The organism is Paraburkholderia largidicola, from assembly GCF_013426895.1.
In the GTDB taxonomy this organism is placed as follows: domain Bacteria; phylum Pseudomonadota; class Gammaproteobacteria; order Burkholderiales; family Burkholderiaceae; genus Paraburkholderia; species Paraburkholderia largidicola.
Map to the genome: position 1 here is coordinate 851839 of NZ_AP023176.1, position 25230 is coordinate 877068.

23 protein-coding genes are annotated in these 25230 nt (G+C 62.7%); 16 read left to right on the forward strand and 7 right to left on the reverse strand.

Annotated elements, in window-relative coordinates; genetic code table 11:
- The first annotated feature begins 23 nt into the window (after positions 1-23).
- The 5 genes from nirD to PPGU16_RS32550 all read left to right on the forward strand — a co-directional run bounded on the left by nirD (position 24) and on the right by PPGU16_RS32550 (position 6108).
- Entirely contained in the window at positions 24-371 is a 348-nt protein-coding gene (nirD, locus tag PPGU16_RS32530; protein ID WP_180726820.1) for a nitrite reductase small subunit NirD, read from the forward strand.
- A 21-nt stretch (positions 372-392) separates the two neighbouring features.
- On the forward strand, positions 393-4556 hold the full coding sequence (locus PPGU16_RS32535) for a sulfite reductase subunit alpha (protein ID WP_180726821.1): 4164 nt from the start codon (positions 393-395) through the stop codon (positions 4554-4556).
- 116 nt (positions 4557-4672) lie between these two features.
- Positions 4673-5134, forward strand: coding sequence for a MarR family winged helix-turn-helix transcriptional regulator (locus PPGU16_RS32540; protein ID WP_042305532.1), 462 nt, complete (start codon positions 4673-4675; stop codon positions 5132-5134).
- 261 nt (positions 5135-5395) lie between these two features.
- Positions 5396-5665: a hypothetical protein gene (locus tag PPGU16_RS32545; RefSeq protein WP_180726822.1), complete on the forward strand. Its 270-nt coding sequence runs from the start codon at positions 5396-5398 to the stop codon at positions 5663-5665.
- 26 nt (positions 5666-5691) lie between these two features.
- The gene (locus PPGU16_RS32550; RefSeq protein ID WP_180726823.1) at positions 5692-6108 is read left to right on the forward strand and encodes an organic hydroperoxide resistance protein; all 417 of its coding nucleotides are present in this window, start codon (positions 5692-5694) and stop codon (positions 6106-6108) included.
- A gap of 60 nt (positions 6109-6168) precedes the next feature.
- Here PPGU16_RS32550 and PPGU16_RS32555 read toward each other — a convergent pair whose 3' ends face one another.
- Positions 6169-6609, reverse strand: coding sequence for a hypothetical protein (locus tag PPGU16_RS32555; protein ID WP_180726824.1), 441 nt, complete (start codon positions 6607-6609; stop codon positions 6169-6171).
- A 294-nt stretch (positions 6610-6903) separates the two neighbouring features.
- Between PPGU16_RS32555 and PPGU16_RS32560 the strand changes: the two genes are divergently transcribed.
- From PPGU16_RS32560 to PPGU16_RS32570, 3 genes are all read left to right on the forward strand, one after another.
- Positions 6904-8229, forward strand: a complete 1326-nt coding sequence (locus tag PPGU16_RS32560) for a 2-hydroxycarboxylate transporter family protein (protein ID WP_224028453.1) — start codon at positions 6904-6906, stop codon at positions 8227-8229.
- A gap of 117 nt (positions 8230-8346) precedes the next feature.
- Entirely contained in the window at positions 8347-10242 is a 1896-nt protein-coding gene (locus tag PPGU16_RS32565) for a sensor histidine kinase (RefSeq protein ID WP_180726826.1), read from the forward strand.
- Positions 10232-11596, forward strand: coding sequence for a sigma-54-dependent transcriptional regulator (locus PPGU16_RS32570; RefSeq protein WP_180726827.1), 1365 nt, complete (start codon positions 10232-10234; stop codon positions 11594-11596). The genes PPGU16_RS32565 and PPGU16_RS32570 overlap by 11 nt, the downstream gene beginning before the upstream one ends.
- A gap of 292 nt (positions 11597-11888) precedes the next feature.
- On the opposite strand, the gene PPGU16_RS32575 is transcribed toward PPGU16_RS32570, so the two are convergent.
- Positions 11889-12365 (reverse strand): OsmC family protein, encoded by a 477-nt coding sequence (locus PPGU16_RS32575; protein WP_180727143.1) that lies wholly within the window; start codon positions 12363-12365, stop codon positions 11889-11891.
- A gap of 203 nt (positions 12366-12568) precedes the next feature.
- Here PPGU16_RS32575 and PPGU16_RS32580 point away from each other — a divergent pair, with 203 nt between their 5' ends.
- Complete coding sequence (locus PPGU16_RS32580; RefSeq protein WP_180727144.1) at positions 12569-13156, forward strand: GntR family transcriptional regulator; 588 nt, start codon at positions 12569-12571, stop codon at positions 13154-13156.
- Positions 13157-13338: 182 nt separating this feature from the next.
- On the opposite strand, the gene argC is transcribed toward PPGU16_RS32580, so the two are convergent.
- Positions 13339-14268, reverse strand: coding sequence for an N-acetyl-gamma-glutamyl-phosphate reductase (gene argC, locus PPGU16_RS32585; protein ID WP_180727145.1), 930 nt, complete (start codon positions 14266-14268; stop codon positions 13339-13341).
- Positions 14269-14399: 131 nt separating this feature from the next.
- Between argC and PPGU16_RS32590 the strand changes: the two genes are divergently transcribed.
- The 3 genes from PPGU16_RS32590 (at position 14400) to PPGU16_RS32600 (ending at position 16791) form a co-directional block, all read left to right on the forward strand.
- Positions 14400-15284, forward strand: coding sequence for a LysR family transcriptional regulator (locus PPGU16_RS32590; protein ID WP_180726828.1), 885 nt, complete (start codon positions 14400-14402; stop codon positions 15282-15284).
- Between the two features lie 294 nt (positions 15285-15578).
- Positions 15579-16286 (forward strand): SDR family oxidoreductase, encoded by a 708-nt coding sequence (locus PPGU16_RS32595; RefSeq protein WP_180726829.1) that lies wholly within the window; start codon positions 15579-15581, stop codon positions 16284-16286.
- Positions 16287-16335: 49 nt separating this feature from the next.
- Complete coding sequence (locus PPGU16_RS32600) at positions 16336-16791, forward strand: MarR family winged helix-turn-helix transcriptional regulator (protein ID WP_180726830.1); 456 nt, start codon at positions 16336-16338, stop codon at positions 16789-16791.
- 136 nt (positions 16792-16927) lie between these two features.
- On the opposite strand, the gene PPGU16_RS32605 is transcribed toward PPGU16_RS32600, so the two are convergent.
- Complete coding sequence (locus tag PPGU16_RS32605; RefSeq protein ID WP_180727146.1) at positions 16928-17722, reverse strand: IclR family transcriptional regulator; 795 nt, start codon at positions 17720-17722, stop codon at positions 16928-16930.
- A gap of 273 nt (positions 17723-17995) precedes the next feature.
- Here PPGU16_RS32605 and PPGU16_RS32610 point away from each other — a divergent pair, with 273 nt between their 5' ends.
- The 4 genes from PPGU16_RS32610 to PPGU16_RS32625 all read left to right on the forward strand — a co-directional run bounded on the left by PPGU16_RS32610 (position 17996) and on the right by PPGU16_RS32625 (position 22694).
- Complete coding sequence (locus tag PPGU16_RS32610) at positions 17996-18904, forward strand: hydroxymethylglutaryl-CoA lyase (protein ID WP_243460770.1); 909 nt, start codon at positions 17996-17998, stop codon at positions 18902-18904.
- Positions 18901-20175: a CaiB/BaiF CoA transferase family protein gene (locus PPGU16_RS32615; RefSeq protein ID WP_180726832.1), complete on the forward strand. Its 1275-nt coding sequence runs from the start codon at positions 18901-18903 to the stop codon at positions 20173-20175. Before PPGU16_RS32610 ends, PPGU16_RS32615 begins: the two co-directional genes overlap by 4 nt.
- An 84-nt stretch (positions 20176-20259) precedes the next feature.
- A complete protein-coding gene (locus PPGU16_RS32620) occupies positions 20260-21564 on the forward strand; it encodes an MFS transporter (protein ID WP_180726833.1) in 1305 nt (434 codons plus the stop codon).
- Positions 21561-22694 (forward strand): amidohydrolase family protein, encoded by a 1134-nt coding sequence (locus PPGU16_RS32625; protein WP_180726834.1) that lies wholly within the window; start codon positions 21561-21563, stop codon positions 22692-22694. Before PPGU16_RS32620 ends, PPGU16_RS32625 begins: the two co-directional genes overlap by 4 nt.
- Positions 22695-22736: 42 nt before the next feature.
- Here PPGU16_RS32625 and PPGU16_RS32630 read toward each other — a convergent pair whose 3' ends face one another.
- From PPGU16_RS32630 to PPGU16_RS32640, 3 genes are all read right to left on the reverse strand, one after another.
- Entirely contained in the window at positions 22737-23327 is a 591-nt protein-coding gene (locus PPGU16_RS32630) for a c-type cytochrome (protein WP_180726835.1), read from the reverse strand.
- Positions 23328-23553: 226 nt separating this feature from the next.
- Positions 23554-24582: an NADPH-dependent curcumin/dihydrocurcumin reductase gene (curA, locus tag PPGU16_RS32635; protein ID WP_180727147.1), complete on the reverse strand. Its 1029-nt coding sequence runs from the start codon at positions 24580-24582 to the stop codon at positions 23554-23556.
- Positions 24583-24622: 40 nt separating this feature from the next.
- The gene (locus PPGU16_RS32640; RefSeq protein WP_180726836.1) at positions 24623-25216 is read right to left on the reverse strand and encodes a DUF302 domain-containing protein; all 594 of its coding nucleotides are present in this window, start codon (positions 25214-25216) and stop codon (positions 24623-24625) included.
- Positions 25217-25230 lie beyond the last annotated feature (14 nt).

The window sequence follows — 25230 nt, forward strand, 5'->3', positions numbered from 1 at the left end:
TCACCGATAGAACGGAGATCGACATGAACAACGACCGTCTGCCGACCACCTGGACGTCCATCTGCGCGCTCGACGATATCGTGCCGAACACGGGCGTCTGCGCGCTCGTCAACGGCGAGCAGGTCGCCGTGTTCCGCGTCGAAGGCGAGCGCGGCGGCGTGTACGCCATCGACAACTTCGACCCTGCCTCGCAGGCGGCCGTGCTGTCGCGCGGACTGATCGGCAGTGTCGGCGAGCGCATCGTCGTCGCTTCGCCGATCTACAAGCATCACTTCGATCTGCGCACGGGCGAATGCCTCGAAGCGCCCGACAAGTCCGTCAGCGCGTTCGCGGCGCGCGTCGAAGATGGGCACGTGTGGGTATCGGCGTAATCTACGGAACGGAATCTGGCAATGACGTGCGAGAACATCAAGACGGTGTGTCCTTACTGCGGCGTCGGTTGCGGCATGGTGCTGCACGTCGAGGAAGGGCAGGTCGTCAAGATTTCCGGCGACAAGGATCATCCGACCAACTACGGTCGTCTGTGCACGAAAGGTCAGTCGGCACATGTCGCGCTGCGCAAGTCGGGCCGCCTCGAAAGCGCGTTCGAGCGGCGCACCCGCGACGCCGATCCGATTCCCGTTTCCGCCGATCTCGCGATTCCCGACACCGCCCGCCGTCTGCGCGCGATTCTCGATGAACACGGTCCCGATGCGCTGTCGTTCTACGTGTCGGGACAGATGTCGATCGAGGCGCAATATCTCGTCAACAAGCTCGCGAAGGGCTTTATCGGCACCAACAACATCGAGTCGAACTCGCGGCTGTGCATGGCGAGCGCGGGCAGTGGCTACAAGCTGTCGCTGGGCGCGGACGGGCCGCCGGGCTCGTATCAGGATTTCGACAAGGCGAATCTGTTCTTCGTGATCGGCGCGAATATGGCCGACTGCCACCCGATCCTCTTTCTGCGCATGATGGATCGCGTGAAGGCAGGCGCGAAGCTGATCGTCGTCGATCCGCGCCGTAACACGACGGCGGAGAAAGCCAATCTGTTCATGCAGATCAAGCCGGGCACCGATCTCGCGCTGCTCAACGGCCTGCTGCATCTGCTGCACAAGAATGGCCGTACCGACGCGCGCTTCATCGGCGAGTTCACGGAAGGCTGGGACACGATGCCCGCGTTCCTCGACGACTACACGCCGGAGAAAGTCGCCGCGCTCACGGGCATTCCCGAAGCCGACATCCGCCAGGCCGCGCAATGGATCGGCGAGGCGCCCGAGTGGATCAGTTGCTGGACGATGGGCCTGAACCAGAGCACGCACGGCACCTGGAACACCAACGCGATCTGCAATCTGCATCTGGCGACGGGCAAGATCTGCCGCCCCGGCAGCGGTCCGTTCTCGCTGACGGGTCAGCCGAATGCGATGGGCGGCCGTGAGATGGGCTATATGGGTCCGGGCCTGCCGGGCCAGCGCTCGGTGCTGGTCGAGGAAGACCGCGCGTTTATCGAAGACTTGTGGCAAGTGCCGCACGGCACGCTCAAGACGACGCTCGGCGGCGGCACCGTCGACATGTTCTCGCGCATGGCGGCAGGCGACATCAAGGCATGCTGGATCATCTGCACGAACCCGGTGGCGAGCGTCGCGAACCGGCAGAACGTGATCGCCGGATTACAGGCCGCTGAACTCGTGATCGCGCAGGACGCGTTCCTCGACACGGAAACCAACCGCTACGCCGACGTCCTGCTGCCCGGCGCGCTGTGGGCCGAGGCGGAAGGCGTGATGATCAACTCCGAGCGCAACATGACGCTGATGCAGAAGGCCATCGATCCGCCCGGCGCCGCGCTCGCCGACTGGCAGATCATTGCGCGCGTCGCGTGCGAGATGGGCTTTGCGGATGCGTTCACGTATGCATCGGCGTCTGAGGTGTTCGATGAAATCGCGCGCGTGTCGAATCCGAAGACGGGCTATGACCTGCGCGGCGCTAGCTACGCGCGGCTGCGCGAAACGTCGCTGCAATGGCCGTGCGCGCCCGGTGCCGCATCGGACCGCAACCCGCTGCGGTATCTCAACGACGGCGTGAGCCAGACGCTGAAAGTGCTGCCCGACGGCACGCGCCCCGCACTGGTGTTTCCGACCGCGAGCGGCAAGGCGATGTTCTTCGCGCGTCCGCATGTCGATCCCGCCGAGATGCCTGGCGCGGAATTCCCTGTCGTCCTGAACACGGGCCGCCTGCAACACCAATGGCACACGATGACGAAGACGGGCAAGGTGCCGATGCTCAACCGGCTGAACCCTGCGCCCTTCGTCGAACTGCATCCGGAAGACGCGGCTTCGCTCGGTGTGCGCGACAAGGACCGCGTCGAAGTGCGTTCGAAGCGCGGACGCGCCGTGCTGCCCGCCGTCGTCACCGAGCGCGTGCGCCCCGGCAACTGCTTCGCGCCGATGCACTGGAACGACGTGTATGGCGACGACCTGTGCATCAACGCCGTGACGAGCGATGCAATCGACGCGATCTCGCAGCAACCCGAGCTGAAGTTCTGCGCGGTGGCTTTGTCGCGTGTCGAAGCCGAACCCGACGTGGTCGAAGCGTTGCCACGCGATACTGAAGAAGCACCGGCTGCCGCGCAGGAAACGCCTGTCGCGATGGCCCGTCAGCAACAGGAACTGGATATGGCCCGTATCGACGCTCTCGCCGCCATGCTCGGCATCACCGACACACCCGCTCCGACGCTGGACGATGCCGCGCGGCACTACATGGCGGGCTTCGTCAGCGGCTTGCGTTCGTCGCAAGGCGACGCGCATGGCGTGCCCGCGTTGCCTGCGAATGCACCGCTGTCCGCGAATGCGCGGCTCTGGCTCGACGGCGTGCTCGCGGGTCTTTTCAGCCGTGTACCGGAATCCGCCCCGGCGCTGACGTCCGTGGCGCAACCCGAAGCGGTCGGCGGGCCTGCCGTGCGCATCGCGCACGCGCGGCCCAAGGTCGCGCTGCTGTGGGCGTCGCAGACGGGCAACATCGAATCGTTGACCGAGCAATACGCAACGCAACTGATGGAGTCCGGCTTCGAGATCCGCATGTCGTGCATGGCGGACATGCCCGTCGCCGCGCTCGCGCAGAGCAAGTACGTGCTGCTGATGACGAGCACGTTCGGCGACGGCGACGCGCCCGACAATGGCCAGAGCTTCTGGAACGCATTGCAGGCCGACAGCGCGCCGCGCCTCGCCGATCAGCAATATGCGGTGCTCGCGTTCGGCGACCCCAGCTATGACCAGTTCTGCGGCCACGGCCGCAAGCTCGACGCGCGCTTCGCCGAACTCGGCGCGAAGCGTTTGCATGCGCGCGTCGATTGCGACACGGATTTTCAGCCAGCCGCCGACAAGTGGCTCGAAGCCGTGATCGCGAAGATCAAGGCCGACGACGCGTTGCTCTATGAAGTGCCCGCGCAAGGCGTGATTCCCGCGGTGCTGCCGTCGAAGACGAGTCCCGCCCAGTCGCGGCTCGTCGAGAATCTGCGCCTGAATCGCAATGGCTCGAAGGACACGCGCTACTTCTCGCTGGCGATCGGCGATTCGAACCTCGAATACGAAGCGGGCGATGCGCTCGGCGTGTGGCCGAAAAACTGCCCCGAACTGGTCGACGAACTGATCGATCTGTCGGGCGTGAGGGCGGATGCGCCCGTGCATGTGGCGGGTGTCGGCGACATGCGGATCGCCGACGCCTTGGCGCGGCACTATGAAATCGCGCGGCCGAGCGCGGAAGCGCTGCAACTGATCGCATCGCGCAGCCGCAACGATGCACTCGCCAGGCTGCTCGCCGACGAACGCAAGGCCGACCTGAAACAATGGCTGTGGGGCCAGCAACTGGCCGACGTGCTCCACGAGTTTCCCGCCGATCTCTCCGCCAGCGAGTTGCTCGGCGTGCTCAAGCGCCTGCAGCCGCGGCTCTATTCGATCGCGTCGAGCCCGAAAGCGCATGCGGGCGAAGTGCATCTGACCGTCGCCGCCGTGCGCTACAACAACGGCAGGCGCAACCGCAAAGGCGTGTCGTCGACGTTTCTCGCCGACCGCGCACACGACGTCAGCGTGCCCGTCTTCGTGCAGAAGTCGGCACATTTCCGTCCGCCGCGCAGCGGCGACACGCCGATGATCATGGTCGGGCCCGGCACGGGTGTCGCGCCGTTTCGCGGCTTTCTGCACGAGCGCAGCGCGCGCGGCGCGACGGGGCGCAACTGGCTGTTCTTCGGCGAACAGCATGCGGCAACCGACTTCTACTATCGCGACGAACTCGAAAGCATGCAGCAAAGCGGGCTGCTGACGCGCCTCGATCTGGCGTTCTCGCGCGATCAGGCCGACAAGGTCTATGTGCAAGACCGGATGCGCGAGCAGGGCGCGCAATTGTGGGCATGGCTCGAAGAGGGCGCGCACTTCTACGTGTGCGGCGACGCGAGCCGGATGGCCAAGGACGTCGATGCCGCGCTGAAGGAAGTCGTCGCGCAGCACGGCGGCCTGAGCGCCGAGCGGGCGGAAGAATACGTCGGCGCAATGACGAAGGACCGCCGCTACGTGCGGGACGTCTACTGAAGCGCGCGGGCGGCTGCCCGCAACCTTTGTGTAATGTCAAGCATTTCCGATTAAATCGCACACGATGTATAATGCGTTCCTGTAGAGACATCCGTCTCGTGCCAACGAGGACGCAAATGAAGACCACCGCCAAGGCAGAAGACACGAACCCGAAGCTCGCCGACTTCCTGTGCTTTGCCGTTTACTCGGCGAACCTGGCATTCGGCAAGGCTTACAAGCCGATTCTCGAAGAACTGGGGCTCACGTACACGCAATACATCACGGTGATTGCGCTGTGGGAAGAGGACCATCAGACCGTCAGCAGTCTCGGTGAAAAACTCTTTCTCGAATCGAACACGCTCACGCCGATCCTGAAGAAGCTCGAAGGAATGGGTTATCTGGAGCGCCAGCGCGATCCGGAAGACGAGCGCCAGGTGCGCGTCAGCCTGACCAAGGCTGGCCGGAAGCTGCGCGAGAAGGCGTTCGGCATGGATCTGGTGGAGGCCTGCGGCCTTGCGCCCGACGAGTTCTCGAAGATGCAGAAGTCCATCGTCACGCTGCGCAACAACCTGATCAAGGCAGTGAGCGAGCAGGACTGAGCCACAGTGCGGGCGCTTTCCGCGCCCGTCGACGCTCCGTACCAGGCGCGTCGTCAAGCCGGATTGCCGGCTTTTTTCTCGACAAATGCATCGCACGCGATTAAATCGCACTTGACAGGAAAAATTTTGAGCCTAGAATGTGTCGTACGCGATGTAATCGTGTGCGGTTAAAGAAGATGGTAGCGCCAGTCAGGCGCGATCCACGGAATATTCAACGTTATGGCGCCCCAGCGCGGGCGCCTCCACCTGGCGGAGTTCAACATGAGCAAGTTCTTCAAAGTCGCAGTCTGGTTTGCCCTTGGCGTCGCAGCGTCCACTTCGGCCTTCGCGAGCGGCTACGGCCCCGCGCCGCATTACAACCCGCTGCAAGGCGCCCCCGTGTCGCAGCAAGGCCCGAGCGCCATCGTCGCCGAAGCAGGCCGCAATGCAGCCGCCAATGACGATATGGGTGGCGTAGCGACCCAAACCGTCGAATCGGGTCGTCGCACCATCTCGGGCGAGTTCAACGTGTCCACCTTCAAGCATCACTAAGTCGCGGCCAGAGGAGAGAGCACATCATGGCAAGAATCGACAACGTCCTGTACACGGGCAAGACGCACACCACGGGCGGTCGCGAAGGCGCTGCGCGCAGCCCGGACGGCCGTCTGGATATCCAGCTTTCGCCGCCGGGATCGAGCGGCAAGGGCACGAACCCCGAGCAACTGTTCGCAGCGGGCTGGTCGGCGTGTTTTATCGGCGCGATGGGACTCGCGGCGCGCGAACTGAAAATCGCGCTCCCCACCGACACGGCCGTGAACGCCGAAGTCGACCTCGGCACGGGTGAGGGCGGCTACTTCCTGCAGGCGCGTCTGAACGTGAGCCTGCCGGGCGTGAGCGCTGAAGTCGCGCAGAAGATCGTCGATGCGGCACACCAGACGTGCCCATATTCGAAGGCAACGCGCGGCAATATCGACGTCGAGATCGCGCTGGTTTGACGTGCGCGCTGCAGTGGCCGGATCGCTGGCGTCCTTCAGACGATGGACGCGACGGACCGGCTATTGCGCGTTGCTGCCCGATTGCGGCGGCTGCGGGTTGTGGGCGGGATTCGTGTCGTACTTGAACACGCGTTCGATGCCCGACTCGGGGTCTAACGCCAACGACAGGAGCGCCGCTTCGAGCGCGTCAGCTGTCTCCTTCGAATAAACCTGCTCGCCCTCCACATACACAGTGAAGGAGCGCAGGTATTTCGCTTTCTTTTCAGGGTTCTCGATGGTCTGCCGCGTCCATTCATAGAGAGGGTACGCAGCCGTCCCTACCTCTTCGGCTTCCTTGACGTAGCCGGCGAACGCATCGAACTGGCATGTCAGCACGGCGCGATGCTGGCTGAGCACGTCACGCAGCGGCGCATACGCCTGCGCAGCCGGGTCGGCGCGAAACGCACCAGCCCGTTCGTCCGAAACCGTGATCCTGACCTGGAACTGCCATGTGTCCTGCATGGTTTTCCCCAATCGAGCGATGCCGCGATTCTAGCGAATGGCTGAACTCTCAGCCTGCGCATTCGTGTCGATTCTGAGGTCTCAGAACGGGTTCGTCAGCGGTCGCTCGTTGGTCCAAAAAAGGCTATAAAAATCAACGACATGGAAATTCAATCCTCGACGAAAAACTGGCATGGGCCTTGCGCTATAAGCGCCCACTGGCCACGGCCATAGACAAGCGATGCCACCCGCGCATCCAGATCAAGGAGACATGCTTTGCAAACGACCTCTCACGCCCACGGCCCTTCGCAGCCGGTGCCCGCGCAACAACCCGTCGCTAAGACGCGCTTCTGGCCGGAAGGCTGGTGGAAGCTGATGGAATACCGGATCGGCATCATTCCGCTGCCCGTCTACTTCATCCTGCTCGCGCTGATCACGGGCTTTGCCGTCACGGGCAAGGTGCCCGGCGAAATTTCGATGGCGATCGCCGTGCTGGCGTTCTTCGGCTTCACCTGCGCCGAGCTGGGCAAGCGTCTGCCCGTTCTGCGCAACATCGGCGCGGCCGCGATCTGCGCGACCTTCGTGCCGTCGGCGCTCACGTACTATCACCTGCTGCCGAAACCCGTCCTCAACCTGACGACGGAGTTCACCAAGCAGACGAACTTCCTGTATCTGTTCATTGCGTCGATCATCGTCGGCAGCATTCTGAGTATGGACCGGCGCGTGCTGATCCAGGGCTTCATCAAGATCTTCGTGCCGCTCGCAATCGGTTCGATCGCGGCCGCCATCGTCGGCACGGCGGTCGGCGCGATGTTCGGACTCGGCGTGAAGCACACGCTGCTGTATATCGTCGTGCCCATCATGGCGGGCGGCGTAGGCGAGGGCGCGATTCCGCTGTCCATCGGGTACTCGGAAATCATGCATCTGCCGCAGGGCGAACTGTTCGCCCAGGTGCTGCCGCCCGTGATGCTGGGCAGCCTGACGGCGATCGTGCTGTCCGGCGCGCTCGACATGCTCGGCAAGCGCTTTCCGCATCTCACGGGTCAAGGCCGTCTGCAGGTCGGCGAAAAGGATGAAATGGACCCGGTGAAGGAAGAAATCTCCGGCCATATCGACGTCACGCATATCGCGGCCGCCGGCATCACCGCGATCACGCTCTACCTGCTCGGCCTGATGTGCCGCAATCTGTTCGGTCTGCCCGCGCCCGTCGCGATGCTGTTCCTCGCGGTGCTCGTGAAGCTCGCGCGCGCGGTGTCGCCGCAGCTGCAGGAAGGCGCGTTCGTCGTCTACAAGTTCTTCTCGACGGCCGTCACGTATCCGCTGCTGTTCGCGATCGGCGTCGCGATGACGCCGTGGGACAAGCTGATCGCCGCATTCACGATTGCCAATATCGTGACCATCGTCGTGACGGTGGCAACGCTGATGGGCACGGGCTTTGTGGTTGGGCGCTTCCTGAAGATGTACCCTATCGACACCGCGATCGTGAACGCCTGCCACAGCGGCCAGGGCGGCACGGGCGACGTCGCGATCCTGACGGCGGCGAACCGCATGACGCTGATGCCGTTCGCGCAGATCGCCACGCGCATCGGCGGCGCAATCGTGGTGACGCTGACGTTGATCCTGCTCGCGCATTTCGGCTGACGCGCCCGCGCCCGACGCGGCGCGACAGCGGGCGGCGCGATCTGTTTGCGCCGCCCGTTTTCGTATAAGGTGCCGTGCGCGAATCCAGCGCAAGCCGGCATCCGGCGTCGGGCATCGATGAGGTTGAATGTGCGCGTGAGAATAAGAGGCATACCGTTGTGGGCATGGGCCGCTGCTGGCGCGCTGTATCTCGGCGCGGCAGCAGCGGCCGTCGAATTTGCGTGGGACCGCGCGATCGATGCGCTCGCGCAAGTCGGCGCGCATCGGCTGGATCTGTACGCGGCCAGCCTGAAAAGCGAGCTGGGCCGCTTCGAGATGATGCCCGCCATCGTCGCGCGGCAAGATAGCGTGCGTGCGCTGCTGCGCGCAGGCTCGCGCGCTTCGCCCGAACTGCTGCACGACGTCAATACGTATCTCGAAGCCGTCAGCGACGACGCGGGCAGTCTCGCCGTCGACGTGATCGACCTGCAAGGCGAGGTGATTGCCGCGAGCAACTGGAACCAGTCGTTCAGCTTCGTCGGCACCAATGTTTCCTATCGGCCGTACTTCAAGGACGCGCTCGTACACGGCACGGGGCGCTTCTTCGGCATCGGCACGAACACGGGAATGCCGGGCCTGTACTTCGCGAGCGCCGTGCGCGACGCGGGCAAGCCGATCGGTGCCGCCGCCGTGAAGCTGAGCGTCGATGCGCTCGAAGCGGCGTGGCGCACGCCGGGCGAAGCGGCGATGGTGATCGACAGCAACGGCGTGATCGTCATCTCGACGGTGCCCGCGTGGAAGTTCACCGCGTTCCGGCCGATCACCGCGCAGCAGCAGCGCGACATTCAGGCTTCGCGGCAATACGCGGGCCGCAACGTCGATGCGCTGCCGTATCGCCGCGTCGGTGAGTGGAACGGCACGGCATGGCTCGGGCGCTTTCCCGACTGGCGGCGGGCGGGCCACACCACGCAGTTTCTCGTGATGTCGCGGACCGCGCCGCAGGCGGGCGACTCGATCACGGTGCTGCTCGACGTGGCCACCGCGCGGCGTCAACAGCAGATTGCGCTCGCGTTCGTGACGGGCGCGTTTCTGATCGCCGGGCTGTATGCGTTGTACGCGGCCCAGCGGCGCCGCACGATCGCCGAAAAGCTCAAGGCGCAGGACGCGCTGCGCCTCGCCAACGACCGGCTGGAGATGACCGTCGCGCAACGCACGGCGGCGCTCGTCGAAACCAATGAACGGATGAAGCAGGAGATCGTCGAGCGCAAGCGGACCGAGCAGCGGCTGCGCGACTCGCAGCAGGAAGTCGTGCACGCGGGCAAGCTTGCCGTGCTCGGGCAGATGGCGGCGGGCCTCACGCACGAGCTGAACCAGCCGCTCGTCGCGATCCGCACGCTGTGCGACAACGCGCGCACGTTCTTCGAGCGTAATCAGCCCGAGCAGGCGGTGGCGAATCTGGAGCGCGTGGCGAAGCTCGTCGACAGCATGGCCGTGTTGACGGGCGAGTTGAAGACCTTCGCGCGCAAGCCCGATGTCGAGCGGGTGGCGGTATCGCTGAGCGAAGCCGTCGCGCACGCGCGGCTCATCTACGAAGCGCGTATCCGCGACGAAGGCGTGCAGCTCGATGTGAAGATTCCGGCGGGCACGACGGTGTGGGCCGAATCGAGCCAGTTGCAGCAGGTGATCGTCAATCTGCTGGGCAACGCGCTCGACGCCGTGCGCAACGAACCGAAGCGCGTCATCACGATAGCCGCCGCCGATCCCGACGCGCGCGAGCGTGTGCTGTTCACGATCGCGGATAGCGGCCCGGGCATCGCGCCCGATGTGCTCGCGCATCTGTTCGAGCCGTTCGTGACGACCAAGCCGCGCGGGCATGGACTCGGCCTCGGGCTCGCTATCTCGTCGCGTATCGTCGAGGGTTTCGGCGCGAAGATTTCCGCCGCGAATCTTGCAGACAGCGGCGCGGACGGCGGCGCACAATTCACTATCGAATTCGCGGCGGCAACGTCGCAGAGGGTGGTTCATGGGAGATGACATTCGCGTGCTCGTCGTCGAGGACGATGAGAACGTCCGCTTCGGCGTCGAACAGGCCGTGGCGCTGGCGGGCTTTCCCGTCAGCGCGTTCGCATCGGCGGCGCAGGCGCTGGCTGAGGTCGCGCCGGGCGCGCCGCTCGTGATCGTGTCGGACGTGCGGATGCCCGGCATCGACGGTTTGCAGTTGCTCGACAAGGTGCTGGCAATCGACTCGCAGATCCCCGTCGTGCTGATCAGCGGCCATGCCGACATCTCGACGGCCGTGAGCGCAATGCAGGTCGGCGCGTACGACTTCATCGAGAAGCCTTTTTCGTCCGACCATATCGCGGGGCGCGTCGCGCGCGCGGTCGAGAAGCGGCGCCTCACGCTCGAAGTGCAGGGCTTGCGGGCCGCGCTCGACAACTGGCAGGGCATCGAGGCGCTGGTGCTCGGCAAGTCGCCGGCCATGGCCGAAGTGCGCAAGAAGATTTTGCGGCTCGCGGACACGTCGGTGTCGGTGCTGATCACGGGCGAGACGGGTACGGGCAAGGAGTTGATCGCGCGCAGCCTGCATGATTTCGGCGGGCGGCGCGACAAGCATTTCGTCGCGCTCAATTGCGGCGGCCTGCCGGAACAGATTTTCGAAAGCGAGCTGTTCGGCCACGAAGCGGGCGCGTTCACGGGCGCGATCAAGAAACGTGTCGGCAAGATCGAATGGGCGCACGGCGGCACGCTCTTTCTCGACGAAATCGAAACGATGCCGATCGCGCTGCAGATCAAGATGCTGCGCGTGCTGCAGGAACGCACGCTGGAGCGGCTCGGCGCGAACGAGTCGATATCCGTCGATTGCCGGGTGATCGCGGCGTCCAAGGCCGATCTGACGGCGCTTGCCGCCGACGGGCGCTTTCGCTCGGACCTGCTGTACCGGCTGAACGTCGCGCAGATCGAACTGCCGCCGTTGCGCGAACGCCGGGAAGACGTGCCGCTGCTGTTCGAGCATTTCGTGCTCGCGGCTGCGCGCCGCTTCGGACAACCGGCGCCCGTCGTGTCCGCTTCGCAGGTGTCGGAACTGATGACGCACGCGTGGCCCGGCAACGTGCGCGAATTGCAGAACGTCGCGGACCGCTTCGTGCTGGGTCTGACGGGCGATAGTCTGCTGGCCGAAGGCAGCAATGCGGCAGTCAAGGGCGGCACGCTCGCCGATCAGCTTGCGTACTTCGAGCGCATGCTGATCGAAGACATGCTGCGGCGTCATCACGGCAACGTGGCGGACACGAGCGAGGCGCTCGGCATGCCGAAGAAGACGCTGTATCACAAGCTTCGCCAGTTGAAGATCGCTGCGCGTGATGCGCAGGGCGAAGAGATCGACACGTAGCGTTTGTTTTATCAGGCGCACTCCGCACTCCGCACTCAGCGCTTGAGACGCTTCATCAACACATGCGCGAACGCCTTGCCCTCCGTCGTCGATACGCGTCCGCTTCAACGAGGACGCCCGTTCAGATAAGCGAGGAATACGCACCCGGTCTTGTCGTACTGCGTCCGCGCGAAAGATGTGGCTACGCCGACCGCTCACGGTTGAAATCAGCCAGGGTTGAACGCACCTCTCGAATGCGAGCTTCGAGAGGTGACGTCCGCTGTCCAGCACAGAAGCGCCCTTCGAGACGCGATCAGATGTCGCTGTACTCGATAGTCGGTTCGCAACGAACAGGAAAGTTCACCGAGTTTGCGACGTAGCACTTCTCGTGCGCTTCGTGGTGCAGTTTCGCAGCCAGTTCGCGGTCGTCTCCCGATCGAATGACAACACGAGGACGCAAGACTACCTCCGTAAACCGGCCCCGATCGGGACTGTCGAGCATCGTGCCCTGGGCTTCGTCGAGATACGCCAGAACGCGGACGCCTGCATCTGCACACAAATGCAAATACCATAGCTGATGGCATGCGGAGACTGAAGCCAGCAACAGATCTTCCGGATTCCAGCGCGTCGCATCCCCACGGAACGCTGCGTCGGCCGAACCCGCAAGCTCTGGCTTGGCTCCGGCGCGGATAACGTGCTCGCGACCGTATTCGCGGTATCCGGAAGTGCCTGTGCCCTGATTGCCAAGCCACTGCACCGCAACGTTGTATTGATGTTCTCCGTATGCCATCGCGTAATCCATCCTTCAGTTTGCTGACTTTGAATCGGGACGAGGCACGGATGACGCCGGGCCTCGTTCACCGGGTTGTACGACGGAAGTCATTCTGGCACAGGTCATCGAAATGGTATACCATTATTCCAACTTAACCAGCCGGCACGCATGAGCGCAAATTGGACTCGACCGCAAACACCGTGGTGATATCCCTTCGAGAGATGATCGTAGGCGGACAATTGGGATCTGGAGAGCGGCTGGTCGAGCGAGATCTGGCTGACAGATTCGGCGTCAGTCGAATTCCATTGCGTGAGGCTATCCAGCAACTGGAGCGCGAAGGTCTTGTGGAAATTTTCAGGAACCGAGGCGCTGTAGTCCGGACGCTGACCGACTCGGATGTCAGCGAGATCTATGACTTGCGGACGCTACTCGAAGGAGACGCGATCTATCGCAGCGTAAAGCGGATGGATGAAGAGACGCTGGCTCGCGCGGAACTCGTCCATCGGCTGCTTGAATCCGCGACGACGAAGCTGAGACAGGGCGAACTCAATCGCGAATTCCATGAACTTCTGTATTCGCAATGCGGAAACGAGCGTCAACGCAAGGCAATCAGGGAACTGCGCGCACAAGTTGAACGCTATGAGCGCCTGCAGGACACGTTACTCGACGAGACTCCTTCGTTTCAGGTAGAGCACGAGGAGATTTTGCACGCGTGCACACAGCGAAATGCACGAGAAGCCCGCTCGCTCACGATTGCCCATCTCAATTCGGCCAGGAAGATCGTCGCGCAACTTATTGCGGACAACTGAGCGACTAATTTGCGGCTGCAAGCAGACCATTGAGGACGCCCGTCGGCAGCCTGATCCGGGTCGAACTGAGCCGTAGCGTCAGGCAAAGGTCGGCCAGTAAGAGGCATTCGACGGTCGCGATCGGATTGTCCGCACCCATCGGCAAAGTGGTGCGTCCAAACTTTAGCTCGAGCCATTGGCCGCTATTGCTGCATCAGCATCAGGTTCAGGTTCTGAACCGCTGCGCCTGATGCGCCTTTGCCGAGATTGTCGAAAACCGCCGACAGCAGGACGTGCTCATGTTCGATGTTGGAAAATACGCTCAAGCACATGTCGTTCGTGCCATTCAGCACTTGCGGATCCAGATGCTTCAAGACGCGCGATTCTTCCAGCGGCATGACACGTACGTGCGTTGCCCCGGCGTAGTGGCGCGCGAGGCATGCGTGTAACGTCGCGCCATCCACGCCGGGTGCGAGCAACCGTAACGCGAGGGGCACTGTCAGCACGATGCCCTGGCGGAACGCACCATAGGCCGGCATGAAGATGGGGCGCTGCGCGAGCCCGGCGTGCAGCTGGATCTCCGGCGCGTGCTTGTGCGCGAGTTCCAGACCATATACCTGGTACGAAGGCGCGTTGGCGGCGTCGGGCCCCTCGTATTCCTCCACGCCGGCACGCCCGCGTCCGGAGTAGCCGGACACCGCGTGGATGCTGATGGGGTAGTTGTCGGGTATGAGCCCAGCCTGCAACAGTGGATGCAGCAAGCCAATTGCACCTGTCGGATAGCACCCGGGATTGGTGACCCGGCGAGCGTTCGCAATGCGCTCAGCCTGTCCCGGCGTCATTTCCGGAAAACCGTATGTCCAGTCCGGCTGTGTGCGGTGTGCCGAACTTGCGTCGATCAACCTGACGGCAGGATTGACGATGGTTTCCACTGCCTCGCGCGCGGCAGCATCCGGCAAACAGAGAATGGCGATGTCACAAGCGTTGATGGCTTCCGTGCGACGCCGCGAATCCTTGCGTTCGTCCGCGGCAAGCGTGAGGAGTTCAAGGTCTGTGCGGTTGCGCAGCCGCTGGTGGATTTGCAACCCGGTGGTGCCCTGGTCGCCGTCGATGAAAACAACAGGAGAACGCATATAAAAGATACTCCGGTGACTGTAGGTGGTAACAGGCAAAACGAGTCCCTATATGTTCCGTGCATTGCTAGAATAGGAAAAGTTGAATTTCATAATGCTGACATTCAGTTTTTCTGAATCTGGACGCCGACATGCGAGAGATCAGTCTGGACCGATTGCGCACTCTGCTCGCCATTACCGACCGTGGCTCGTTTGCCGATGCGGCGCGCGCGTTGAATCTGGCGCCGCCAACGGTCAGCCTTCACATCGCTGAGCTCGAAGAGCGTATTGGGGCGCCACTCCTGTCGCGCAAACGTGGACAGGTCAGGCCGTCGGCGATAGGAGAGGTTTTGGTGGAGCGAGCCCGTCGCCTGCTCGCCGACGCGGAGCAGGCGTTGGACGACATTCAACGCCAGGTGCAGGGGCTCGAAGGGCGCGTGCGGGTCGGGGCGTCGACGGGTGTGATTGCTTACCTGTTGCCGCAAGCGCTCGAGGTGCTGCGCCAGCACCATCCCGCTATCGACATTCAGGTTGCAGTGCTCACTTCGCACGAAACGCTGTCCCGTCTGGCGGACGGAACGCTGGATGTTGGACTGGTCGCGCTGCCTCAGCCCCCTGTGGCAGGACTCACGATAAAACCCTGGCGCCGCGACCCCGTGATGGCCTTTGTGCCAGCGCATTGGCGGTGTCCGGCCCGCGTCACGCCCGAATGGCTCGCCGCTCAACCTCTCATTCTCAACGACGCGACCACGCGTCTCTCGCGTCTGACCACCGAGTGGTTCGCGACCGGGGGACATCATCCTGCGCCGCGCATTCAGCTCAACTACAACGACGCGATCAAGAGTCTGGTAGCGGCAGGTTATGGCGCAGCGCTGCTGCCCCATGAAGCCACGACGCCCTTGCCCGACAGCCGCATTGTCATGCGGCCGCTGCGCCCGGCGTTGTGGCGTCGGCTCGGGATCGCACATCGTGCGGAGTACGTCGAGCGTTCGACGCAACACGTACTCGATGTGTTGTGGGATCTGCGATTAGCCTGACCGCATGCCACGATGAATGAATCGCGGGGTTGTCGATATTTGACTCACCGGATCGGCCTCGCAGGACGACCTCGCGTTGTCTGGGATCATGCGCTGCGTGCGGTGGTGGCTGCATCCCGGTGCGCAGTTCTTCTGGCTTCATCTCGCGAGCGTCAACAGATTGTTGCAGGATTCCGCGCTGCAAAGTGTGCAATTACACATTATTATTCGGTGGTCGGTTCCTCCTGTGGTCAGCATTCGTCAGAAGCAGGGGTTGAAACCATCTCACTTCGTTTCATCTTTTGGAGTTTGCTCATGAAGGTCAAAGGTTCGGTTGTATTTGTGACGGGCGCAAATCGTGGTCTAGGTTTGGCGTTCGCTCGCGAGGCAGTGGCACGTGGTGCGGCGAAGGTGTACGCCGGTATGCGTAACCCCGACAACTTCAACGAGCCGGGCATTATCCCCGTCAAGCTCGATGTCAACGATGTGGATTCGATTGCTGCGGCGGCCAGGGCTGCACCAGATGTCACGCTTCTCGTGAACAACGCGGGTATCGCGGAATTGACGCAGGAACACTTCACCGAGCATGAAGTCGAGCAGGCCCGTCGGTTCTTCGAGACGAACTACTTTGGCATGATCCGGGTGACGAACGCTTTCCATCACGCGCTAGTCGCAGGCAAGGGCGCCATCGTCAACATTCTTTCGGATGCGACCTGGAAGGTCGTTCCCGTCCTTTCGCCGTACTCGGCCACGAAGGCGGCAGCATGGAGCTACACGAATAACATTCGTGCGCTGCTCAGCGAAAAGAACGTTCAGGTGGTGGGGCTCCACGTCGGCTTTCTGGATACCGATCTCGCCAAAGATGTCGATCTGCCCAAGACCGACCCGAGGGACGTGGCGCGCCAGGCGTATGATGTCGTCGACGCAGGCGGGAGCGAAGTCCTCGCCGATGCGGGCACGCGCGCCATCAAGAGCACGCTTTCGGCAGAGGTTCCGGCTTACATCGATCCATCGGTAGTCTGAACGCTCCTGCCAGATCCGACAGCGCTGGCCCTATGATCAAAGAGCACACATGAAAAGGGTGAACCACCTTCCGATGCCGGCCGAGCCGGATGGTCCGGACGCGTGCTTCTGCCTGGCGGGGCGTCGCAGTGCGCGCTTCATCACGCGGATCTTTGAAGGACACCTGGGCGCTGTCGGTCTGACGTCTTCACAGTTCTCTATTCTCTCGATCCTCGAGCGCTACCCTGATATTACGGTGGTCGAGCTGGCGCGGAGGATGGAGATGGATCGCACGACTCTGGTACGGACCGTGCGCCCCTTGAAGGACGAAGGTTCCGTCGTCGAGGGGCGCGAAAAGCTGGGACGGGCGGTGACGCTTCACCTGAGCGCCGGCGGGGTGACGAGACTCGATGAAGGGCGCCCCCTCTGGGAGGCTGCACAGCGCGAGTTTGAGGAACGTGTGGGCAAACTCGAGGCCGCTCGCTTTCGCGAGTTGGCGTTGTCGGTGACGTCCCACCAGGACTAGTTTCCCTGTAGACGCTGGTCCAGACCTCGAGTCGATCAGGGAGAACAGCATCAGCCAGAGCTCGGCCAGTGATGGCCACGCATGTGACCGTTACGCGCTGAAGTCGGCTAGTCGGGAAACGTCGGGCCGTGTTGCGCTAGCTCGTCGCTTCGCTTCGAGAAGACCCCTCTTGAGTCGTTCTCGCGATGGTTGCATCGTATCGAGCGCCAACGCCGCCAAGTGCCACCGTCGCACGCTTCGCGTGTTCGAGCAGATTGATCAAAGCGGTCGTGATGGTCGATGCCATATCGAATCGTGCTTTCGGCCCTGACAGCGTAAGTGCGCCCACGAGTTCGCCGGTTGCCCCGAAAACCGGCACGGATACCGATGCCGTTTCAGGATCGCGCTCGCCGTGCGACACAGCCCATAAGCGCTCGCGCACCTCGTCCCAACGCGGATCGAGCGTGTCGGTGAAGGCCAGCAGCACCTTGCCGGAAGCCCCCTTGTCGATCGCAAAGTCTTCGCCGACACGAATCGATACGCGCACAGCGCGCGCAGGTTCGACACGAAACAGCACCATTCTGCGGTCGCCTTGCCGCACATACAGCGACGCCGTCTCGCCGAGCTCGCGGCTCAGTTGCTGAAGGATCGGTTCGATCACCGGACCCACCTGGAACGAGCGCTGATAGAGCGCCGCGAGCCGCAGCGGCTGCGGCCCGATTGCGTATTGCCCGTCGCCAAGCCGTCGTATGAATCCGCCATGCTCCAGCGCGCCCAGCAGTCGCAGCACCGTGCTCTTGTACAGATCCGTGCGACGGGACAGTTCGGCGAGCGACAGGCTGTCGTCGGTGGGGCCAAACGCGTTGAGAATCGCGAAGGCGCGATCGAGTACTGCGACGCCGCTGGACGCATCGCCCTGTGCGGCTGGGTCCGAAGGAAAGTCCTTATGCATCCCGGTGGACACTGCGTTTCCTTATCAGGGTAGGTATCGAGACGACTGTACCGTTCTGCTGTGTAGAACGCAAGCTCCCTAAAACCACTGAAATTCCGGGTTTACCCACCTTAAATTTGCCTTCTTTAGCTCCTATAGTTCCGTCTAACAGAACATCATTCTTTCAGATAGAACGTAATCCGTCAGGAGCTAACCTTGGATATATCCCCGACACCTGCCGTTCTCGTCAGCGAAGTCGGCCCGCGCGACGGGCTTCAGAGCATCAGGAGCGTCATGCCGACGGCTGCCAAATGCCGCTGGATTTCCGCGTTGGCCGCTGCGGGTCTGAAGGAGATCGAAGTCGGTTCGTTCGTTCCTGCCAGACTGCTTCCCCAGATGGCCGACGTTCGTGAAGTGGTCGCTCATGCGCTGACCATCCCCGGTCTTCACGTCGCGGTGCTTGCGCCGAATCTGCGCGGATCGCAGAGCGCCTTCGAAGCGGGCGTGCACAAGCTCACGCTGCCCGTCTCCGTGACCAACGCGCATTCGATGGCGAACATCCGCAAGACGACCGCGCAGATGATCGACGAAGTGCGCGAGATCGTTGCGTTGCGCGATGCGCGCTTTCCGGGCGTGCAGATCGAGGCGGGCGTCTCGGTTGCGTTCGGCTGCACGATCGCGGGCGCCGTCAGCGACGACCAGACCATGCGCATGTGTCTGGCGATGGCCGAATGCGGTGTCGATGAAATCGGTCTGTCCGACACGAGCGGCTACGCGAATCCCACGCAGGTCCGACGCCTGTTTCGTCGCTTGCAGGCCGAACTCGGCGACAAGGCGGGCGGCGCGCATTTCCACAACACGCGTGGTCAGGGACTCGCCAATGTCGTGGCCGCGCTCGATGCAGGCGTGACGACCATCGACGCAAGCCAGGCCGGTCTCGGCGGATGCCCGTACGCACCGGGCGCGACGGGCAACATCGTCACGGAAGACCTCGTGTTCCTGCTCGAAGCGATGGGCTACGACACGGGCATCGATATCGATGCGCTGGTCGCCGCGCGCGCGATTCTCACCGAGGCGTTACCGGGCGAAGCCCAATACGGACATGTGCAGGACGCCGGTCTGCCCAAAGGTTTCAGCTATGCCGACGGACGTGCGCCGAGCGCGCCGCAACCGGAAGGCTGTCTGCTGGGAGACGCGCAATGAGCGACACCCAATCGACTCAATCCCTGCCATACAGCGGCCTGCGCGTGATCGAAATGACGCATATGGTGATGGGACCGACATGCGGGATGGTGCTCGCAGACCTCGGCGCCGAAGTGATCAAGATCGAGCCGATTTCGGGCGACAGTACGCGCACCTTGCGCGGCTCGGGCGCAGGCTTTTTCGGCACGTTCAACCGGAACAAGAAAAGCCTCGCCGTCGATGTGAAAGACCCGCGCGGCATCGAGATCGTCCATAAGCTGCTGGCGAATGCCGACATCTTCAGCGAGAACTTCAAGAGCGGCTCGATGGACAAACTCGGGCTCGGCTATGGCGCGCTGTCGAAGCTCAATCCCCGCTTGATCTACGTCTCGCACAAGGGTTTTCTGCCCGGTCCCTACGACCACCGCACGGCGCTCGATGAAGTCGTGCAGATGATGGGCGGCCTTGCGTACATGACAGGCCCGGAAGGTCGGCCGCTGCGCGCGGGTACGAGCGTCAACGACATCATGGGCGGCATGTTCGGCGCGATCGGCGCGATGGCGGCACTCGCGCAGCGCGAGCGCACCGGGCGAGGGCAGGAAGTGCAAAGCGCGCTGTTCGAAAACAATGTGTTCCTCGTCGCGCAGCACATGATGCAGTACGCGGTGACGGGTCACGCAGCCGCGCCGATGCCGAACCGTATCTCCGCGTGGGCCGTCTACGACGTGTTTTCCGTCAGGGATGGCGAGCAGATTTTTCTGGCCGTCGTATCGGATACGCAATGGGCCCTGTTCTGCGAGGCATTCCGTCTCGATGACCTGAAAGCCGACGAGCGGATCGCCACCAACAACCAGCGTGTGCAAGCTCGCGACTGGCTGCTGCCGCGACTGCGTCAGCACATGGAAGCCTTCAGCGCAGCGGAAATTTCAGCGATCTTCGAGCGGATCGGCTTGCCCTATGCGCCGATCACGAAGCCGCAGGACCTGTTCGACGATCCGCATCTGCTCGCGACGGGCGGACTCGCCGACGTGACCTTGCCGCCCGACGCCAGCGGCGCGGGAAAGCCGGTTTCCACGCGAACGGCGCTGCTGCCGTTGACGCTCGACGGTGAGCGTCTGCGCGTGCGCGCGGCGCCGCCCGCGCTCGGACAGGACACGCGGGCGCTGCTCTCGCAACTCGGCTATTCCGACGACGAACTCAGGCAACTGGTCGACGCCGGTGTCGTCGGATGCCAGCACAGGGAAGCGGGCGACGCATCGAGTCCATCTGCCAACGAACTCGCCAGCGCCTGACACCCGCTCACATCGCAAAGCAACACAGCGCTGGGCCGACCGCGACACGGTCAGGCTCGGCCCTTGAATTGTCTGGAGACGACAATGACATCCCTATCCTCGGACATGACGGCCGATACGCCTGCCACGCTTGAACAGCAGGCAGTCAGAAAAGCCGCATGGCGTTTCATTCCGCTGCTCGCACTGGCTTACTTTTTCAACTATCTGGATCGCACGAGTGTCGGCTTCGCCGCGCTGACGATGAATCGCGATCTGGGATTGACGGCCACCCAGTTCGGCTGGGGCGCCGGGATCATGTTTGCGGGCTATTGCCTCTGCGAGGTGCCGAGCAATCTCGCGCTGTACCGCTTCGGCGCGCGGCGCTGGCTGGCGCGCATCATGATCAGCTGGGGCTTCATGGCGGCGGCCACGGCACTGGCCGTGGGTCCGACCAGCTTTTATGTGATCCGTCTGCTGCTCGGTATCGGTGAAGCGGGCTTCTTTCCGGGCGTCATCTTCTTTCTGGCAGTGTGGTTTCCAGCGAGCTACCGCACGCGTGTGCTTGCCTGGTTCACCGTGTCGACGCCGCTGTCTTCGCTGGTCGGCGGACCGTTGTCGTCGTGGCTGCTTCAGATGGACGGCGTGCTCGGGCTCGCGGGCTGGAAATGGATGTTCATCGTCGAAGGTTTGCCGGCGTGTGCGCTCGGTTACCTCGTGCTGAAGATGCTCGCCGACAGGCCCGCCGAAGCCCAATGGCTGTCGCCCGAAGAGCGCCTCGCGTTGCAGGATGCTTTCGACCGCGAGGGGTCGTCGGCCCAGAAGAAAAAGGATTTCCGCGCGTCGCTCAAGGATGTGCGTGTCTATATCCTCGCGATGATTTCGTTCGGCTTCACGATGGGTTCATACGGTATCGGCATCTGGTTGCCGCAGATGCTGAAGGCACACGGCATGAGCGTGACGCAAACGGGCTGGGTGTCTGCCGTGCCGTATTTCTTTGCCACGATCGCGTTGCTCTGGTGGGCGAAACGCGTCGATGCGCGCGGCGGACATATTGCGAATCTCGCTGCGGGTCTGCTGGTCGGTGCCATCGCGCTCGGCGTCTCGACGTACTTCCATCAACTGTTGCCCGCGATGATCGGCATCACGCTGGCGCTGATCGGCACGATCGCCGGACGCACGATTTTCTATACGCTGCCCGCGCGATTCCTGTCCGGCCAGGCAGCCGCGGGCGGCCTCGCGCTGATCAATTCGATCGGTGCGCTCGGCGGCTTTGCGGGGCCGTATCTGGTGGGCTATCTGAAAGACAGCTTCGGCACCTACGCGGCGGGGATGTTCGGTCTGGCCATCGTGCTCGGGTTGACGACGTTGCTGACGCTCTCCCTCTATGCATTCAATCGGGAGCCGTCATGACGCGCGCGAAGCATTCACCCAGTCGACGCCGGCTTTTGCAGGCGGCAGCCGCATCGCTCGCCATGCCTGCCTTTGCCGCCACACACGCCATTGCCAAAGAAGAGACGCGTTCCATGACTGCGACCAGCAACTATTTGCCCGTTCGAGCCGACTGGCTCGCTTCCGGCGCGGAAGCGGCGCTCGAGCCCGACATGCCGATCGTCGATGCGCATCACCACTTCTATGACCGTCCAGGGTGGACGTATCTGCTCGACGAGTATCTTCAGGACGCCCAGTCGGGGCACGACATCACGGCGTCGGTGTTCATGCAGGGGCTGAGCCATTACCGGACATCGGGGCCGCAGGAATTGCGGCCTGTCGGCGAGACGGAGTACGTGAGCGGGGTGACCAAGTCGCTGCAAGCGGGGCGGCCTCAGGTCGCGAAAGGCATCGTCGGTTATGCGGATCTGCGCCGCGGCGCGGCTGTGCGCGACGTGCTCGAAGCGCATCTGCAAGGCGGACAAGGCCGGTTCCGCGGCGTGCGGCATCTGGTGACCTGGGATGCGGACCCGACGCTGGTCAACCCACTTTCAGCGGGGCCGCGCGGATTGCTGCTCGACCGGGACTATCGCGCGGGCGTGGCGCAACTGGATGCGCTCGGCCTGTCCTACGATGCCTGGCTTTTCTTTCCGCAACTCCCCGAGTTGTTCGATCTCGCGAAGGCCTATCCCAACATGCCCGTCATCATCAATCACTGCGGCGGCATCGTGCGTATCGCAAGTTATGAAGACAGGCGCAAGGAAGTTTTCGACCGTTGGTCCCGCTCCATGCGTGAACTGGCGCAACTGCCCAACGTGTATGTGAAGGTCGGCGGGCTGGGGATGCGAATCAACGGATTCGATTTCGAGAATGGGGAAAGGCCACCGTCCTCGGTACAACTCGTGGAAGCCTGGAAACCGTGGATGCAGACCTGCATCGAGACGTTCGGCACCGGGCGCTGTATGTTCGAAAGCAATTTCCCGGTCGACAAGGGCTCGTACCCGTACAGCAACGGCTGGAATGCGTTCAAGCGCCTGACCGCGCAAGCGACCCCGGACGAGCGCGCGGAGCTGTTCCGGGGGACCGTAAGCAAGGTGTATCGCCTTGGCTGACGGTTTCATCGGTTGGCGGGCACGTGAATCGGAACAGCACAGTCACTCATTACCAGGCTCCGGTGTCGGACCTTTGAGAGATACGCCCGTGTTGTCAACCTGGGCGTTGCCGTGTGCGAGCTGCTCGTATTTATCCTTCGATATTCCGCGCTCGGCGTAGATAAACGCGGCCACTTGCCAAAGCGCCTGGTCCGACTGCGTCTTCCCGAACGAAGGCATAGCCGTCATGTTCACGCCGTGCTTGATCGTCCAGAACATCAACTCGGGCTTGTTGCGGCGGCTGGCAGACAGGAGCGACGGCGCGGCGGGCTGAATACCCTGTCCGATGGGACTCAATGGCCGGTCGGGCGCACCGTGGCAGACGGCGCAGGTGGAGTCGTACATCCGCGCACCTGAACGAATGTTTTCAAACGACAGCAGGTCGCCCGGCGCGACGTCGGACCCGGCGTGCCGGTGCAACGAGGCTTCGTACGTTCCATGCAGCAGCTTCGCTACGATCGGGTTGTCTTTGGAGCTTGCCGAGACGTCGTACACCCCGGAATACATGAAGGCCAAACCTGCAGCGGGGAGCAGCAGGAACAACGCTGCAACGGTGGCGACAATCGTCGTAACTCGGGAACGAAAGGGCAACATGATGTGCGTGCCGTGTCGGGTTTGGGTACTTCTATTTTCCGTTGTCCTGCTTGCCGAACAGCGACGCTCAGATTACCGATTTGTTATCTGCCCGGAAGTGACCGACGGACATTTATCGTCGCGAACTCTCTGGTTCGTCGCTGTCTGCGTATCGGTTGCAGGTTGCGAGGCAAGGCCGACAAAGAGCAGGCGTCCAGGTGTGACGCGCTTCAATCTGCTAACAGGATCAAAGCTCTGACGCGACCCGCACAATCACCTTGCCGAAGTTGCGTCCTTCCAGCATGCCGAGAAATGCCTCTGGCGCCTTCTCCAGGCCATCGACGATATCTTCCTTGTGACGGATCTTTCCTTCGCCGATACCGTCAGCCACGATACGCAGAAACTCGGGATAGTGTTCGTCGGCAAACTCGTAGTTGATGAAGCCTCGCACCAGAAGGCTTTTTGTCAGAATCTGGCGCATGGTGGCCGCAAGCTGGCCGTCGGCGTTATTCCGATCGCCGCTGTATTGCGCGATGAGACCGCACACTGGCACACGCGCGAAGCGGTTGAGCAGAGGCAGCACTGCCTGCCATATCTTGCCGCCGACGTTCTCGAAGTACACATCGATTCCATCCGGGCAAGCTGCAGCCAACTGTTCGGCCATGTCAGGCGCGCGATGGTCGATCGCGGCGTCGAAGCCGAGTTCGTCCAGCAGGTAGCGGCATTTCTCCGAACCGCCGGCGATGCCAACTGCCCGCGCCCCGGCTAGCCGCGCAAGCTGTCCGACGAGCGAGCCGACGGGACCGCTGGCCGCCGCAACCATGACGGTGTCGCCCGGTTTGGGCTTGCCGATCAACATGAGGCCGGCGTAAGCGGTGAATCCCGGCATGCCGAGCACGCCGAGCCGGGCTGACGGTGCCGAGAGAGCGGGGTCGACCTTGCGCAATCCCGTACCGTCGATCACCGCATGGTCGCACCATCCGGTTGGAGCGAGCACGAGTTCACCTTCGCGATAGTCGGGATGTCTGGATTCGATCACCTCGGCCACGGCTTCCCCGACCATCTTGTGATCGATTTCGACCGCCGGCGCATACGACTTGCGCGCATCCATCCGGCCTCGCATGTACGGGTCGAGCGACAGGTACAGAACACGAAGCAGCAGCCCATTCGGCGGCGTGTCCGGCAGTTTGGCCTGCTCAAGACGGAAATTGTCGACGGTCGGCTGTCCATCGGGACGAGAGGCGAGAACGATCTGTTTGAAAGTATCTACGGTCATGATGGATATCCAGGTCGTCGGAACGCCGGCCCGTGCGTTTCTATTGCAGTACCGCAGCACAGAGCTTCGCCAGCCGATCGTCGAGTGAACGGCCTTGAACGTCGATCTGTGCGCTATGGAACTGGCTGAGTTGGGTCGACGGCTTATCGTACTCGATAGTCGTACCACTCTGTGCATTCTCGTAGACCATGATGCGCAAGGGCGCATACAGTCCCGCCGCCATATTGACGCTGGTCATTTCAGTCGCGGTGAGAATGTTGCCGGTGAAATACTCGGTGCCGTTCCTGCGCTGTCCTTTCAACACGAGCCAGTCCCCGTGCAGCCCGATGTAGTGAATCACGAGCCCGTCGTTGCCGGCGGCTTTCTGAAGGGCGGTGCGCAATTCGTCGACCTTGTCCTGCTTCAGCAGCGTGCGGATATGATCGTCGAGTCGACCAAGACGGCTCTCCAGATCCTGTTTGACGAGCGCATAAGGTCTGCTGGACGAGACGGTCACATGATCGATGATCGTCTTTGTTTCCGATACCTCGACGGTCGCCGCCATCGCTGACGCGCAGAACGCGCTCACGCTGATCGCAGCAATGGCAACTGTAGACAACGCAAGTCGTGAAGCGGCAATACGTAAGTGAATCACTGGGTGTCTCCTTG